Below are 15,032 nucleotides of genomic sequence, written 5' to 3' on the forward strand. Positions count from 1 at the left end.
CGATGCCGCGCCTCAACCTCTCCGCCTGGGCGGTCCAGCACCGGGCCGTGGTGCTGTTCCTGATCCTGGCGGTCGCGCTCAGCGGCAGCCTCGCCTTCCTGCGCCTCGGCCGGGCGGAGGACCCGAACTTCACCATCAAGGTCGCGGTGGTCACCGTGCTCTGGCCCGGCGCCACCGCCCGCGAGATGCAGGACCAGGTCGCCGACCGGATCGAGAAGAAGCTGCAGACGCTGCCCTATTTCGAGAAGGTGGTCACCTTCTCGAAGCCCTCCTTCGCGGCCCTGCAGGTGACCTTCCGGGACAGCACCCCGGGCGCGCTGGTGCCGTCCCTGTTCTATCAGATCCGCAAGAAGCTCGACGACGCGCGCGGCGACCTTCCGGCCGGGATCATCGGCCCGAACGTGAACGACGAGTACGGCGACGTCGACTCGATCCTCTCCATGCTGACCGGCGAGGGCGCCGACTACGCGCAGTTGAAGAAGGTCGCCGAGGGCCTGCGTCAGCGCCTGCTCAAGGTGGACGGCGTCGTCAAGGTCAACCTCTACGGCGTGCAGGACGAGCGCATCTTCGTCGAATTCAGTCACGCCAAGCTCGCCACCCTCGGGATCACGCCCCAGACCCTGTTCGACTCGCTCGGGCGGCAGAATGCGGTGACGCCCGCCGGGACGGTCGAGAGCGCGGCGCAGCGCATCCCGCTGCGCGTCACCGGCGCCCTCGACGGGGTGCAGGCGGTCGCCGAGACGCCGGTCGAGGCGGGGGGGCGCACCTTCCGGCTCGGCGACGTCGCGACGGTGACGCGGGGCTTCGTCGACCCGCCCGACTTCCTGGTGCGGCAGATGGGCAAGCCCGCCCTCGGGATCGGCGTGGTGATGGCGCGGGGCGCCAACATCATGGCCTTCGGCGCGGGCGTCGAGGCGGCCTCGCGCGAGTTCATGGCGGCGGTGCCGCAGGGGATCGACCTGACGCGGGTGGCCGACCAGCCCAAGGTGGTGGACGAGGCGATGTTCGAGTTCGAGCGCTCCTTCGCGGAGGCGCTGGTGATCGTGCTCGCCGTGAGCTTCCTCTCGCTCGGCTGGCGCACCGGCATCGTGGTGGCGCTCTCGGTGCCGCTGGTGCTCGCCCTCACCTTCGTGGTGATGCAGGCCCTCGGCATCGACCTCCACCGCATCACCCTCGGGGCCCTGATCATCGCCCTCGGGCTCCTCGTCGACGACGCCATCATCGCGGTCGAGATGATGGTGGTGAAGATGGAGCAGGGCTGGGACCGGCTGCGCGCCGCGGCCTTCGCCTGGGACTCGACCGCCTTCCCGATGCTGACCGGCACCCTGGTCACGGTGGCGGGATTCCTGCCGGTCGGCTTCGCCAACTCGTCGGTCGGCGAGTACGCGGGCGGCATCTTCTGGGTGGTGGCGATCGCCCTCGTCGCCTCCTGGTTCGTGGCGGTCCTGTTCACGCCCTATCTGGGCGTGCTGCTGCTGCCGAAGGACCTCGCCAAGCACGGGGCCCACCAGGATCCCGACGCGCTCTACGACACGCGGCTCTACCGGGGGCTGCGGCGGCTGATCCGGGCCTGCACGCGCCGGCGCCTCGCGACCGTGCTGGCGACCTGCGGGATCTTCGTCGCCGCCATGGTCGGATTCGGCCACGTGCAGCAGCAATTCTTCCCGCTCTCGGAGCGGCCGGAGCTCTTCCTGCAGCTGCGCCTGCCGCAGGGCAGCGCGATCGGGACCACGACCGCCGCCGTGCGGGAGGCCGAGGCGCTGCTCGGACGGGACGATCCCGACATCGCGACCTACACGGCCTATGTCGGGCAGGGCAGCCCGCGCTTCTGGCTCGGCCTCAACCCGGAACTGCCGAACGAGGCCTACGCGGAGATCGTCGTCGTCGCCCGCGGGGTCGAGGCGCGCGAGCGGGTCAAGGCCCGGATCGAGGCGGCTTTGGCGGCCGGCGCCCTGTCTCAGGCCCGGGTGCGGGTCGACCGCTTCAATTTCGGCCCGCCGGTGGGCTTCCCCGTGCAGTTCCGCGTCGTCGGCCCCGATCCGGCGCGGGTGCGCGAACTCGCCTATAAGGTGCGCGACCTCGTTCGTCTCAACCGAGACGTCGTGGAGCCGCAGCTCGACTGGAACGAGATGACCCCCTCCCTGCGCCTCGTCGTCGACCAGGAGCGGGCCCGGGCGCTCGGCCTCAACGTCCAGGACGTGGGGCAGACGCTGCAGACGCTGCTCTCCGGGATCACCGTGACGACGGTGCGCGACGGCGTCGAGCAGGTCGGCGTGGTCGCCCGCGCGGTGCCGGCCGAGCGGCTCGATCTCGGCCGCATCGGCGACCTGACGGTGGTGTCGAGGGGCGGGGTGCCGGTGCCGGTGGCGCAGGTGGCCCGGCTCGACTTTAGCCACGAGGAGCCGATCCTGTGGCGGCGCAACCGCGACATGGCGATCACGGTGCGCGCCGACGTGGTCGACGGGGTCCAGCCGCCGGACGTGACGAGCGCCATCTGGCCCGGCCTCAAGCCGCTCCGCGACGCGCTCGAACCCGGCTACCGGATCGAGATCGGCGGCGCGGTCGAGGAATCGGAGAAGGCCAACGCCTCGCTGTTCATCCTCTTCCCGGTCATGATCCTGGCGATGCTGACGCTGCTGATGCTGCAGCTGCAGAGCTTCTCGCGCCTGATCCTGGTCTTCCTGACGGCGCCGCTCGGGCTGATCGGCGCCTCGCTCGGCCTCAACGTCGCGGCCAAGCCCTTCGGCTTCGTGGCCCTGCTCGGCCTGATCGCGCTCGCCGGCATGATCATGCGCAACGCGGTCATCCTGGTCGACCAGATCGAGGCCGACGTGGCGGCGGGCCGCCACCGCCGCGGCGAGGCCATCGTCGAGGCGACCGTGCGCCGGGCCCGGCCGGTGATCCTGACCGCGCTGGCCGCGATCCTGGCGATGATCCCGCTCACCCACAGCGCCTTCTGGGGACCGATGGCGATCACCATCATGGGCGGCCTGTTCGTGGCGACCTTCCTGACCCTGTTCTTCTTCCCCGCCCTCTACGCCCTCTGGTACCGCAAGCGCCTCGACGAGGCTGGACAACCGGCGCCGGTGCGGCAGACTGTCGTGCCGCTGGCGATGGCGGCCGAATGACAGGACCCCGACATCCCGGGCCGCGACGCGGCCGCAGAGCGTAACCCGCGCATGACGACACGGAACCTCATCCGGGAGCCCGAGGGCGCAGGGTCCGGCGACCTGCGCTGCCGGATCCTGGCGATCGCGGAGCGCCTGTTCCGCGACCTCGGCTATCGCAAGACCACGGTGGCCGACATCGCCGCGGACCTGCGCATGAGCCCCGGCAACGTCTACCGCTTCTTCCCCTCGAAGAAGGCCCTCAACGAGGCGGTGGCGGACCGGCTGCTGACCGAACTCGGGACGGAGCTGGAGCGCATCGCCGCGCAATCCGAGGTTCCGGCCTCCGCCCGGCTGCGCGCGCTCCTCACCACGATGCACCACCGCAACGCCAGCCAGTTCACCGCCAACCGCCGCATGCACGAGATGGTCGAGGTGGCGATGGCGGAGAGCTGGGAGGTGGTGCACCGCCACATCGACCGGGTCGACCGCATCCTCTGCCGCCTCGTGGCCGAGGGGGCCGCGTCCGGCGAATTCGACGTCTGCGACCCGATGGCGGCGGCGCGCTGCGTCCAGACCGCCTTCGTGCGCTTCTGCCACCCGGCGCTGATCGCCCAATGCGCCGACGAGGTCGGCCCGACCCTGGAGCAGATGATCGACTTCCTCCTCGCGGGCCTGCGGGCGCGCTGACCCGCCGCCCCACTTGCGGCAAGCTTGCGTGTTGCCGCCGGGGCGGAACGCGTGCAAAGGGGCAGGTGCGCCGCGGGCGGGGAGACGTTGTCCCGGGCCCGGCGGCGGGGGCCTCACCTCATCGGAGATCTGCCGCGCGTGGGCGTCGTCATCCCCCTCGAAGACACCTCCTCCGATCCGGAGGCGAGCCTCAACGACCTCGTCGCGCTGGTCGCGAGCGGGATGGAGCGGGTGAACGCGATGATCCTGTCGCGCACCGGCTCGGACGTCGCGATGATCCCGGAGGTGGCCAACCACCTGATCGCCTCGGGCGGCAAGCGCCTGCGGCCGATCCTGACGCTCGCGACGGCCCAGCTCTGCGGCTACCGGGCGGGGGAGGCCGGCCGCGACGGCGACGTGAAGCTCGCCGCCAGCGTCGAGTTCATGCACACGGCGACGCTCCTGCACGACGACGTGGTGGACGAGAGCGACATGCGCCGCGGCCGCGTCGCCGCGCGGATCAAGTGGGGCAACCAGGCGAGCGTGTTGGTCGGCGACTTCCTGCTCGGCCAAGCCTTCAAGATGATGGTGGAGGTGGGCAGCCTGCGCGCCCTCGACATCCTCTCCTCGGCCGCCGCGGTGATCGCCGAGGGCGAGGTGATGCAGCTCGGCGCGGCCAAGAACACCGAGACGACCGAGGACGAGTACCTGGCGGTGATCCGCGCCAAGACCGCGGAGCTGTTCGCGGCGGCCTGCGAGGTCGGCCCGGTCCTGGCGGAGCGGCCGAAATCCGAGGCGGCGGCCTGCCGCAGCTACGGGATGAATCTCGGCGTCGCCTTCCAGCTGATCGACGACGCCCTCGATTACGGCGGCACCAGCGCGGCGCTCGGCAAGAACGTCGGCGACGATTTCCGCGAGGGCAAGATCACGCTGCCGGTCGTGCTGTCCTTCCGGCGCGGCTCGGCGGAGGAGCGCGCCTTCTGGCGCCGCACCCTGGAGCAGGGCGAGATCGACGAGGCGCGCGACCTCGACACCGCGATCGGCATCATGCGCCGCCACCGGGCCCTGGAGGACACGGTCGAGCGGGCGCGCCACTACGGGGCCATCGCCCGCGACGCGCTGGCGCTCTTCCCCGACGCGCCGATGAAGCGGGCGCTGCTGCAGGCCGTGGATTTCTGCATCGCCCGGGCGCGCTGAGGGTCGGGATCGGCGAGGATCCCGCCGGCCGGATTCCTCGGGATCCGGGCCGCCCAAGGACGCGCGCGAGGGCGCGGCGCCGGCCGCGGACCTCGCGAGGCCGGCAGGCGCGGGGCGCGCAGGTCCCCGGGCTTCAGCGCAGGATCGTGGCGCGGACCCACCAGCCCGGCCGCGCCCGCGCGATCGCGCGGGCCGCCTGGGCGGCGCGGCCGCGATGCGCGAACAGGCCGAACACCGTCGCGCCCGAGCCCGACATCCGGGCGAGCCGGCAGCCGGGCCGCTCGCGCAGGGCGCCGAGCGCCTCGCCGATGACCGGCGCCACCGTCAGGGCGGGCGCTTCGAGGTCGTTGCGGGCCGGGCCGATCAGCGCGAGCAGCGCCGCGCCGTCGAGCCGCGGACCGATCGTCGGATGCGGCACCGACGCGGCCGGGTTGGCCTCGCCGACCTTCAGCCCGAGGGCCCGGAAGACCGGTGCGGTCTCGACCGGCACGCCGGGATTGATCAGCACGGCGGGCAGGCCCGGCAGGGCGAGCGCCGGTCCGATCGCCTCGCCGGCGCCCCGCATCATCCGGGCGCGCGGGTCGAGGCAGACCGGCACGTCCGCCCCGGTGCCGCGCGCCGCCTCGATCAGGGCCGGGTGATCGGCCGGCAGGCCGTTCAGGCGCCCGAGCAGGCGCAGGGCCGCGGCCGCGTCCGACGAGCCGCCGCCGATGCCGGCGGCCACGGGCAGCCGCTTCACCAGCGAGAACCGCCCCGTCGCGAGGCCGGGGACCAGGGCGGCGAGGCGACGGGCCGCGCGGAGCACGAGGTTGTCGGCCGTCGGGCCGGCGGGCCCGGCCGTCGGGCCGGAGACCGCCAGCGCGAGGTCCGGGCCGGGCTCCAGCGTCAGCGTGTCGCCGACCCCCGCGAAGGCCACCAGGCTTTCGAGGGCGTGATAGCCGTCCTCCGGTCGCCGGCCGAGGACGTGCAGCGTGAGGTTGATCTTCGCGGGAGCGCGGGTGGTCGGGCAGGTGGTCGGGGACGTCACGGTCGGGCTCGTGGGGCTGCGCGACCGGAACGCCGGGCGGGCTCGGGTGTCCCGCCCTGGCGGAGGCTGTCCGCGACGGCCGCAAGTCTCGAGAGGATAGCGCGGGGCCGGTGCGGCCCCGCGCGTCCGGGAGCGAAGGAGGCGAGAGCGTATTCGACGAAGCGGATCCCGCTTCGTCGCGGAAAATGCGGCGGAATTAAAGAACGAGAGCGGCGTCCGATGGCACCGCGATCGGGCGTCGCTCTAGCCGCCGCCCTTCGGGGTCGAGCCCATCGCGGGCGGATCGCTCGGGGCGGGCGAGCCCTTCGGCATCGCCGGCTGGTCCGGCGTCGGCCGGCTCTCCGCGGTGGCGGCCGGCTTGTCCGCGTCGGGCAGGCCGTCCTTCAGCTTCTGCTCGATCTTGGCGAGATCCTCGGGCTCCGGGTTCAGGTCCTTGGCGTGCTGCCACTGGAACTTCGCCTCGAGCCGGCGGCCGCTGCGCCAGTAGGCGTCGCCGAGATGGTCGTTGATGGTCGGGTCGCCCGGCTTGAGGTCGACCGCCTTCTCCAGTTCGCGCACGGCGTCGTCCCAGCGGCCGAGGCGGAAATACGCCCAGCCCAGACTGTCGACGATCATCCCGTCGCGCGGCTGCAGGTCGACCGCCTTCTCCAGCATGCGGAAGGCCTCGTCGATGTTCATGTTCTGGTCGACCCAGGAATACGCGAGGTAGTTCAGCACCTGCGCGCGCCCGTTCGGCTGATTCTGCGGCACCAGCTCCAGGGCCTTCTTGAGATCGGCCTCGGCCTTCGGCCATTGCTTGGCCCGCTCATAGGCGGTGCCGCGGTAGTAGTAGAGGTTCCAGTAATTCTGGGGCGGCTCCGAGCCGATCAGGGCGATCGCCTTCGAGTAGGTCTCGGCGGCCTCCGCGTATTGCTTGCGCAGGCGCTGCACGCTGCCCAGCGCCGAGATCACGTCGACGTCCTTCGGGTTGGCCTTGGCGACCTGATCGAGATGGGCCAGCGCGTCGTCGTTCTTGCCGAGCTGCTCCAGGTTGAGCCCGATCTGGATGTCGGTGTTGAGCTTCAGCGGCGAGGTCGCCGGCATGCGGGCGAAGATCTCGTTGGCGCGCTCGGGCATCTTCATGCGCTCGAGCGTGTCGCCGAGGGTGAGCAGCGCCAGGGGATGCTCGGGCGCGAGGTAGAGGGCGAGCCGCAGGTAGATGACGGCCGGCAGCTCCTCGCCCTGCGAGGTGCCGGCGGTGCCGAGCCCGTACAGCACCTCGGCGGCGCCCTCCTGGGCGCTCGCGATCAGCGGCGGCAGGGGTTTGCCGGCCTTCAGCTTCTCGAGGGCGTCGCGCACGATCGGGTGGCGCGGCAGCACCGCGTCGAAGGCCTCGTAGGCCGCGACCGCGAGGTCGGGCCGGCCGGAATCGGCCTCGAAGCGCGCGTAGGCGTCGACGATCCGCAGGGTGTTGCGGTCCGCGTCGTAGGCGGATTTCAGGCGCCGCTCGGCCTCGACCTTGTCGCCCACCACGCTGGCGATCAGGCCCGCGTGGTAGTCGCGGAAGACCCCGATGTAGCGCTCGCCCTTGAGCTTGTTGATGGTCTCGAAGGCCTTCTTCCCCTGGCCCTCGCCCGCGTAGGACCACGCGGTCAGCAGGGTCGAGGTCAGGTCCGCGGTGGCGCCCCGGCCGCCGCGCTGCAGGTTCTGGCGCGCCGCGCCCCATTGCTTGGCCTTCAGCTTCTGCACCCCGAGGGCGAGCTGGGCGAGGCCGTTCGACGTGTCGCGGGCGGTGAGCTTCTCGGCCGCCCGGAACGCCTCCTGCAGGGACCCGTCCGCCAGCAGCGCCACGAAGGAGCGCTCCAGCAATTCGGCGTTGCGCGGGTCGCCCTTCACCGCCTCGCGATAGTAGGAGGCCGCCGCCGTCGTATCCCGGGACGCGCCCGCGATGTAGGCCGCCAGGAAATTTCCCTCGAGGGAGTCGGCCGGCTCGTAGGTGGTCGGTCCGGGGACGTCGCGGGGCGTCAGGCGGGCGGCCAGGACGGGCGAGGGGGCCGCGAGGAACAGCGCCAGGAGGGCGGCGCCGCCGCGCAGGCGGGACGAAAGAGGACGGGACATGGGCACCAAGCGACGGCTCCAGCGGCGTGCCGGCCGCGGCGACGGCACGCGAGATCGGGCGCGACATTGAACCCTGGACGGGGCAGCGGCAAGACCAAACCGGGGCGAGGGCGCGGCGGGACCGCCCGGTCAGATGAATGGCATTCATCTGACGTTGCAAACTGTGCATTTGAACACGCGGCGCCCGGCTGGCACCGTCTCCTCAACGACAGCGAGAGGAAACGCCGGGCGATCACGCCGCCGGAGGGACATCGGGTCCCGCCCGGGGGCTGCGGCGACGCGCCGCCCACGCCCCTCCGCCGTCGCGAGCGATCGCGGGCCGTCACGGCCCAGCGGCCGAGCCGGCCGCATCAGGGAGGGTGCTTTGCTTCTGTCCGACAAGGTGTGCCTGATCACGGGCGCCGCTTCGCTGCGCGGCATCGGCCGCGCCACCGCCCGCCTCTTCGCCGAGCAGGGCGGGCGGGTGGTCGTCCTCGACCTCGACGCGGGCCAGGCGGAGGAGGCGGCCCGGGCCATCGGCGCCGGCCATCTCGGCCTCGCCTGCGACGTCACCGACCGGAAGGCCTGCCAGGCCGCCGCCGACGAGGCGGTCGCCCGCCTCGGCCGCATCGACGTCCTCGTCAACAACGCCGGCATCACCCAGCCGCTCAGGATCATGGACATCGCGCCGGAGAACTACGACGCGGTGACCGACGTGAACCTGCGCGGCACGCTCTACATGAGCCAGGCGGTGATCCCGCAGATGCGGGCGCAGAAGTCCGGCTCGATCGTGTGCATGTCGTCGGTCTCGGCCCAGCGCGGCGGGGGCATCTTCGGCGGGCCGCATTACAGCGCCGCCAAGGGCGGCGTGCTCGGCCTGTGCAAGGCGATGGCGCGCGAACTCGGCCCCGACGGCATCCGCGCCAACGCGGTCACGCCCGGCCTGATCCAGACCGACATCACCGGCGGCAAGCTCACGGACGAGCTCAAGGCCGAGATCGTCAAGGGCATCCCGCTCGCCCGCCTCGGCGTGGCCGAGGACGTCGCCAAGGCCTGCCTGTTCCTCGCCTCGGACCTCTCCGCGTACACCACCGGCGCGGTGATCGACGTCAACGGCGGCATGCTGATCCACTGACGGAGGAATCCATGTCACCGGCACACGCCACCGCGGCGCGCGAGCGCTCGAACGTCTTGCTGCCCGAGCGGGCCTACCGCATCCGCCGCAACGCCCTGCGCATGGGCGAGGTCCAGGGCCAGGGCTACATCGCCCAGGCCCTCGGCATCGCGGACGTGCTCGCGGTCGCGTATTTCCACGCCATGACCTACCGGCCCGAGGACCCCGAATGGGAGGGCCGCGACCGCTTCCTGCTCTCGATCGGCCACTACGCCATCGCGCTCTACGCGGCCCTGATCGAGGCCGGGATCCTCCCGGAGGACGAGCTCGAGACCTATGGCTGCGACGACAGCCGCCTGCCGATGTCCGCCATGGCCGCCTACACGCCCGGCATGGAGATCACCGGCGGCTCGCTCGGCCACGGGCTCGGCATCGCGGTCGGCTTCGCGCTCGGGCTGAAGCGCAAGGGTTCGAAGAACTTCGTCTACAACCTGTTCTCCGACGGCGAACTCGACGAGGGCTCGACCTGGGAGGCCGCGATGTCGGCCGCCTCGTTCGGGCTCGACAACCTGATCGGCCTCGTCGACGTGAACGGCATGCAGGCGGACGGCCCGTCCCGGGGCGTCCTCAACTTCGAGCCGCTGGCGCCGAAATTCGAGGCCTTCGGCTGGTTCGTGCAGCGGGTCGACGGGAACGACATCGCGGCCCTGGTGGCGGCCTTCGACGCCGCCAAGGCCCATCCGGAGCCGAGGCCCCGGATCATCATCTGCGACACGACCATGGCCAAGGGCGTGCCGTTCCTGGAGGCGCGCGAGCGCAACCATTTCCTGCGCGTCGAGCCGGCCGAGTGGAGCCAGGCGCTCGCGGTGCTGGCCGAGGGGAGGGCGGAATGAGGCGATCCAAGTACGAGCGGCCGACCCACCTGCTGCAGGGCGGGCCCCGGCTCACCACCTCGGCGATGATCGCCTCGCTGGCGGCGCCGGGGCAGCGCACCAGGGCGGCGCCGTTCGGGCACGCGCTGGCGCGGCTCGCCGCCGAGCGGCCCGACATCGTCGGCCTCAGCGCGGACCTGAGCAAGTACACCGACCTGCACATCTTCGCGCAGGCCCATCCGGACCGCTTCTACCAGATGGGCATGGCCGAGCAGCTGCTGTTCAGCGCGGCGGCGGGCCTCGCCCGCGAGGGCTTCACGCCCTTCGCCACGACCTACGCGGTGTTCGCGGCGCGGCGGGCCTACGACTTCATCTGCCTCGCGATCGCCGAGGAGAACCTCAACGTCAAGATCGCCTGCGCCCTGCCGGGCCTGACCACGGGCTACGGCCCGAGCCACCAGGCGACCGAGGACCTCGCGATCTTCCGCGGCCTGCCGAACCTCACCATCATCGATCCCTGCGACGCGCACGAGATCGAGCAGGTGGTGCCCGCCATGGCGGCCCACCAGGGCCCGGTCTATCTCCGGCTCCTGCGGGGCAACGTGCCGCTCCTGCTCGACGAGTACGGCTACCGGTTCGAACTCGGCAAGGCCAAGACGATCCGGGACGGGCGGGACGTGCTGGTCATCGCGAGCGGCCTGATGACCATGCGGGCGCTGGAGGCGGCCGACGCCCTCTCGGACGACGGCGTCGATGTCGGGGTGCTGCACGTGCCGACGATCAAGCCCCTCGACGAGGAGACGATCCTGCGCGAGGCGGGCCGCGGCGGCCGGCTCGTGGTGGTGGCCGAGAACCACACGGTGATCGGCGGCCTCGGTGAGGCGGTGGCGGGCCTGCTGATGCGCGGCGGCACGCGCGTCGAGCGCGGCTTCCGCCAGATCGGGCTTCCCGACGAGTTCCTCGACGCGGGCGCGCTCCCCACCCTCCACGACCGCTACGGCCTCTCGACCGCCGCGATGGTGCGGAGCATCCGCGCATGGCTCTGACGCCGGTCGCCTTCGTGGGCCTCGGCGCCATGGGCCTGCCGATGGCGCAGAACCTCGTCGCCAAGGGCTTCCCGGTCCGCGGCTACGACGTCCGGCCCGAGAGCCGGGCCGCCCTGGCGCGGGCCGGCGGCGAGGCGGCCGACACGCTGCGCGCCGCCGCCGCCGGCGCCGGCGCCCTCGTCCTGATGGTGGTGAACGCCGCCCAGGCCGAGGCCGTGCTCTTCGGCGGGGGCGCCCCGGCCGAGGGCGCGCTGGAGGTCCTCGCCCCCGACGCGGCCGTGATCCTGATGGCGACCTGCCCGCCGCAGGCCGTCGAGGGCCTCGCCGCGCGGGTCGCGGCGGCCGGCCGCCGCTTCGTCGACGCGCCCGTCTCGGGCGGGGTGGTCGGCGCCGAGGCCGGCAGCCTCACGGTGATGGCGGCGGCCCCCGCGGAGGTGTTCGGCGCGGTCCGGCCGCTGCTCGACGCGGTCGGCGCGCGGATCTTCCACGTCGGCACGCGGCCCGGCCAGGGCGCGACCGTGAAGGCGGTGAACCAGCTCCTGTGCGGCGTGCACATCGCGGCCGCCGCCGAGGCGCTGTCACTGGCCGAGCGGGTCGGGGTGGACCTGCCGGTCGTGCTGGAGATCCTCTCCGGCTCCTCGGCCGCGAGCTGGATGCTGCGCGACCGCGGGCCGCGCATGCTGGAGGAGGCGCCCCGCGTCACCAGCGCGGTCGACATCTTCGTGAAGGATCTCGGCATCGTGCTGGAGGCCGGCCGCGACCAGAAGGCGGCTCTGCCCCTCGCGAGCCTCGCCCACCAGCTCTTCCTCGCCGCCTCCGGCCGCGGCGAGGGCGCGGCCGACGACAGCCAGGTGATCGGGTCCTACCGGGCGCTGAACGGCACGGGATAGGGCGGGCCCGTCCCCGCCCGAGGGCCAGCGGATCCGGCCCCGCGTGCGGCTCCCATCCCACTCGACCAGGACAACACCGCCGGACGAACCGGCGCTTCGCAATCAATGGAAATCCAGGGAGAACGCCATGTCGACGACCCTCTCGCGCCGCACGCTCCTCGCCGGCGCCGCCAGCATCCCCCTCGTCACCGTCCTGCGCCGGCCCGCCAACGCGGCCGAGTTCGAGTACAAGCTCGCCACCGGCCAGGACCCGACCCACCCGGTCAACATCCGCGCGCAGGAGGCCCTCAACCGCATCCGCGAGGCCTCGAACGGGCGACTCGACATCAAGCTCTTCCCGGCCAACCAGCTCGGCTCCGACACCGACCTGCTCTCGCAGGTCCGCAACGGCAGCGTCGAGTTCTTCAACCTCTCGACCTCGATCCTCGCCACCTTCGTGGCCGCCGCGAGCCTTCCCAATACCGGCTTCGCCTTCAAGGACTACACCGCCGTCTGGGCGGCGATGGACGGCGGGCTCGGCGCCTACATCCGCGACCAGATCGCCAAGACGCCGATCCAGGCCGTCTCGAAGGTCTGGGACAACGGCTTCCGCCACATCACCTCCTCGACCCGCGAGATCCGCACCCCCGAGGACCTCAAGGGCTTCAAGATCCGGGTGCCCCCGGCCCCGATGCTGACCTCCCTGTTCAAGGCCCTCGATGCGGGTGCCGCTCCCCTGAACTTCAACGAACTCTACTCCGCCCTGCAGACCAAGATCTTCGAGGGTCAGGAGAACCCGCTCGCCATCACGGCGACGACGCGCCTCTACGAGGTGCAGAAATCCTGCAGCCTCACCGGCCACGTCTGGGACGGCTACTGGATCCTCGGCAACAAGCGCGCGGTCCAGCGCCTGCCCGAGGACCTGCGCGCCCTCGTCACCCGCGAACTCGACAAGTCCGCCGACGATCAGCGCGCCGACATCCTCCGCCTCAACACCACGCTGCGCCAGGACCTCACCGCCAAGGGCATCACCTTCATCGAGGTCGACCGCGAGCCTTTCCGCGATGCGCTCGGCCGCACGACCTTCTACAAGGACTGGCGCGCCAAGTTCGGCGACGCGGCCTGGGGTCACCTGGAAGCCGTGTCCGGAAAGCTGGCCTGAGGGAGGAGACGCATGCATCTCGAACTCGCGGATGAGTCGCCGGTCGCACCGGCGCTCACCGGCCGCCGGGCCCGGCTGAGATGGCTCGACGACACGCTCGGCCTGCTGATCGAGCTGCCCGCGGCGCTCCTGGTCGTCCTGGAGATCGTGGTCCTGGGCTCGGGCGTGGTGAGCCGCTACGTCTTCCACCAGCCGATCGTGTGGGCGGACGAACTCGCCTCGATCCTGTTCCTCTGGCTCGCCATGCTGGGCTCGGTGGTCGCCTACCGGCGCTCCGAGCACATGCGCATGACCGCCGTCGTCAGCCTCGCCTCCCCGAAGGTGCGCGCCTTCCTGGACGCGCTCTCGCTCGCCGCCGGCCTCGTCTTCATCGGCATCCTGCTCGAACCCGCCTACGAGTTCGCCAGCGAGGAGCTCTTCGTCCAGACACCCGCGCTCGAGATCACCAACGCCTGGCGCGCCGCCGCCCTCCCGGTCGGCTTCGTGCTGATGCTCGCCATCGCGGTGCTGCGCCTCGTCGAGAGCACCGACTGGAAAACCTCCCTCGGCGCCCTCCTGCTCACCGGCGCCGTGGTGGCCGGCCTGTTCTACGCCGAGCCGACCCTGCGCACCCTCGGCAACTGGAACCTGCTGATCTTCTTCGTCCTCGGCGTCGGCGCCCTGGTCTTCTCGGGCGTGCCGATCGCCTTCGCGTTCGGGCTGGCCACCTTCGGCTACCTCACCTTCACCACCCGCGCCCCCTCCATGGTGGTGGTGGGGCGCATGGACGAGGGCATGAGCCACCTCATCCTGCTCGCCGTGCCGCTCTTCGTCTTCCTGGGCCTGCTGATCGAGATGACCGGCATGGCCAAGGCCATGGTCGGCTTCCTCGCCGCGCTGCTCGGCCACGTGCGCGGCGGCCTGCACTACGTGCTCGTCGGCGCGATGTACCTCGTCTCGGGCATCTCAGGCTCCAAGGCCGCCGACATGGCCGCGGTCGCCCCGGTGCTGTTTCCCGAGATGAAGGCGCGCGGCGCCAAGGAGGGCGATCTCGTGGCGCTGCTCGCCGCCACCGGCGCCCAGACCGAGACCATCCCGCCCTCGCTGGTGCTGATCACCATCGGGTCGGTGACGGGCGTGTCGATCACCGCGCTCTTCACGGGCGGCATGCTGCCGGGCGTGGTGCTCGGGATCATGCTGTGCGCGCTGGTCTGGTGGCGCTATCGGGGCGAGGATCTCAGCCACGTGCGCCGGGCGCGCGGGCGCGAGATCGGCCGCTCGCTGGTGATCGCGCTGCCCGCCCTGGCGCTGCCCTTCGTGATCCGGGCGGCGGTGGTGGAGGGGGTGGCGACCGCCACCGAGGTCTCGACCATCGGCATCGTCTACGCGATCCTGGCCGGGCTGCTGATCTACCGTCAGTTCGACTGGAGGCGGCTCTACCCGATGCTGGTCTCGACGGCATCCTTGTCGGGGGCGATCCTCCTAATCATCGGGGCGGCAACCGGGATGGCCTGGGCGCTGACGCAGTCGGGCTTCTCGCAGAGCCTGGCGGTGATCATGAAGAGCCTGCCCGGCGGGTCGCTGGGCTTCCTGGTGGTCTCGGCGCTGGCCTTCATCGTGCTGGGCTCGGTGCTGGAGGGGATCCCGGCGATCGTGCTGTTCGGCCCGCTGCTGTTCCCGATCGCCCGGGCGGTGGGGGTGCACGAGGTGCACTACGCCATGGTGGTGATCCTCGCCATGGGGATCGGGCTGTTCGCGCCGCCCTTCGGGGTGGGCTACTACGCGGCCTGCGCGATCAGCCGGATCCACCCGGACGCGGGCATCCGCCCGATCGTCGGCTACATCCTGGCGATGATCCTCGGCCTCGTCGTCGTCATCCTGGTGCCCTGGATCTCGATCGGCTTCCTCGGCTGA

The 15,032-nt window shown here is 71.9% G+C and carries 11 protein-coding genes; 9 read left to right on the forward strand and 2 right to left on the reverse strand.

Annotated features, from left to right (window positions below; translation table 11 throughout):
* Window positions 1-2: 2 nt before the first annotated feature.
* From MET2598_RS0110210 to MET2598_RS0110220, 3 genes are all read left to right on the forward strand, one after another.
* A complete protein-coding gene (locus MET2598_RS0110210) occupies window positions 3-3,128 on the forward strand; it encodes an efflux RND transporter permease subunit (protein ID WP_018260769.1) in 3,126 nt (1,041 codons plus the stop codon).
* A 51-nt stretch (window positions 3,129-3,179) separates the two neighbouring features.
* Window positions 3,180-3,797: a TetR/AcrR family transcriptional regulator gene (locus tag MET2598_RS0110215; RefSeq protein ID WP_012332594.1), complete on the forward strand. Its 618-nt coding sequence runs from the start codon at window positions 3,180-3,182 to the stop codon at window positions 3,795-3,797.
* A 138-nt stretch (window positions 3,798-3,935) separates the two neighbouring features.
* A complete protein-coding gene (locus tag MET2598_RS0110220) occupies window positions 3,936-4,973 on the forward strand; it encodes a polyprenyl synthetase family protein (protein WP_012332593.1) in 1,038 nt (345 codons plus the stop codon).
* Window positions 4,974-5,106: 133 nt separating this feature from the next.
* On the opposite strand, the gene MET2598_RS0110225 is transcribed toward MET2598_RS0110220, so the two are convergent.
* Window positions 5,107-6,000 carry a 4-(cytidine 5'-diphospho)-2-C-methyl-D-erythritol kinase gene (locus MET2598_RS0110225; RefSeq protein ID WP_018260770.1) on the reverse strand — a complete coding sequence of 298 codons (894 nt, stop codon included), beginning with the start codon at window positions 5,998-6,000 and terminating at the stop codon, window positions 5,107-5,109.
* Window positions 6,001-6,243: 243 nt separating this feature from the next.
* Entirely contained in the window at window positions 6,244-8,097 is a 1,854-nt protein-coding gene (locus MET2598_RS0110230; protein WP_012332591.1) for a tetratricopeptide repeat protein, read from the reverse strand.
* A gap of 364 nt (window positions 8,098-8,461) precedes the next feature.
* Here MET2598_RS0110230 and MET2598_RS0110235 point away from each other — a divergent pair, with 364 nt between their 5' ends.
* The 6 genes from MET2598_RS0110235 (at window position 8,462) to MET2598_RS0110260 (ending at window position 15,032) form a co-directional block, all read left to right on the forward strand.
* A complete protein-coding gene (locus MET2598_RS0110235; RefSeq protein WP_012332590.1) occupies window positions 8,462-9,211 on the forward strand; it encodes an SDR family NAD(P)-dependent oxidoreductase in 750 nt (249 codons plus the stop codon).
* 11 nt (window positions 9,212-9,222) lie between these two features.
* The gene (locus tag MET2598_RS0110240) at window positions 9,223-10,083 is read left to right on the forward strand and encodes a transketolase (RefSeq protein WP_018260771.1); all 861 of its coding nucleotides are present in this window, start codon (window positions 9,223-9,225) and stop codon (window positions 10,081-10,083) included.
* The gene (locus MET2598_RS0110245; RefSeq protein ID WP_012332588.1) at window positions 10,080-11,108 is read left to right on the forward strand and encodes a transketolase family protein; all 1,029 of its coding nucleotides are present in this window, start codon (window positions 10,080-10,082) and stop codon (window positions 11,106-11,108) included. The genes MET2598_RS0110240 and MET2598_RS0110245 overlap by 4 nt, the downstream gene beginning before the upstream one ends.
* The gene (locus MET2598_RS0110250) at window positions 11,099-11,998 is read left to right on the forward strand and encodes an NAD(P)-dependent oxidoreductase (protein WP_012332587.1); all 900 of its coding nucleotides are present in this window, start codon (window positions 11,099-11,101) and stop codon (window positions 11,996-11,998) included. The genes MET2598_RS0110245 and MET2598_RS0110250 overlap by 10 nt, the downstream gene beginning before the upstream one ends.
* Before the next feature lie 127 nt (window positions 11,999-12,125).
* On the forward strand, window positions 12,126-13,139 hold the full coding sequence (locus MET2598_RS0110255; RefSeq protein ID WP_012332586.1) for a TRAP transporter substrate-binding protein: 1,014 nt from the start codon (window positions 12,126-12,128) through the stop codon (window positions 13,137-13,139).
* A 12-nt stretch (window positions 13,140-13,151) separates the two neighbouring features.
* Entirely contained in the window at window positions 13,152-15,032 is a 1,881-nt protein-coding gene (locus MET2598_RS0110260) for a TRAP transporter large permease (RefSeq protein WP_012332585.1), read from the forward strand.

It is taken from the genome of Methylobacterium sp. WSM2598, from assembly GCF_000379105.1.
Lineage (GTDB): Bacteria > Pseudomonadota > Alphaproteobacteria > Rhizobiales > Beijerinckiaceae > Methylobacterium.

Bases quoted from the DNA above. Each gene is read 5' to 3' on its own strand.
- MET2598_RS0110215 (WP_012332594.1), top strand. From the start codon at position 3,180: ATGACGACACGGAACCTCATCCGGGAGCCCGAGGGCGCAGGGTCCGGC.
- MET2598_RS0110245 (WP_012332588.1), top strand. From the start codon at position 10,080: ATGAGGCGATCCAAGTACGAGCGGCCGACCCACCTGCTGCAGGGCGGG.
- MET2598_RS0110260 (WP_012332585.1), top strand. From the start codon at position 13,152: ATGCATCTCGAACTCGCGGATGAGTCGCCGGTCGCACCGGCGCTCACC.
- MET2598_RS0110255 (WP_012332586.1), top strand. From the start codon at position 12,126: ATGTCGACGACCCTCTCGCGCCGCACGCTCCTCGCCGGCGCCGCCAGC.
- MET2598_RS0110240 (WP_018260771.1), top strand. From the start codon at position 9,223: ATGTCACCGGCACACGCCACCGCGGCGCGCGAGCGCTCGAACGTCTTG.
- MET2598_RS0110230 (WP_012332591.1), bottom strand. From the start codon at position 8,097: ATGTCCCGTCCTCTTTCGTCCCGCCTGCGCGGCGGCGCCGCCCTCCTG.
- MET2598_RS0110250 (WP_012332587.1), top strand. From the start codon at position 11,099: ATGGCTCTGACGCCGGTCGCCTTCGTGGGCCTCGGCGCCATGGGCCTG.
- MET2598_RS0110210 (WP_018260769.1), top strand. From the start codon at position 3: ATGCCGCGCCTCAACCTCTCCGCCTGGGCGGTCCAGCACCGGGCCGTG.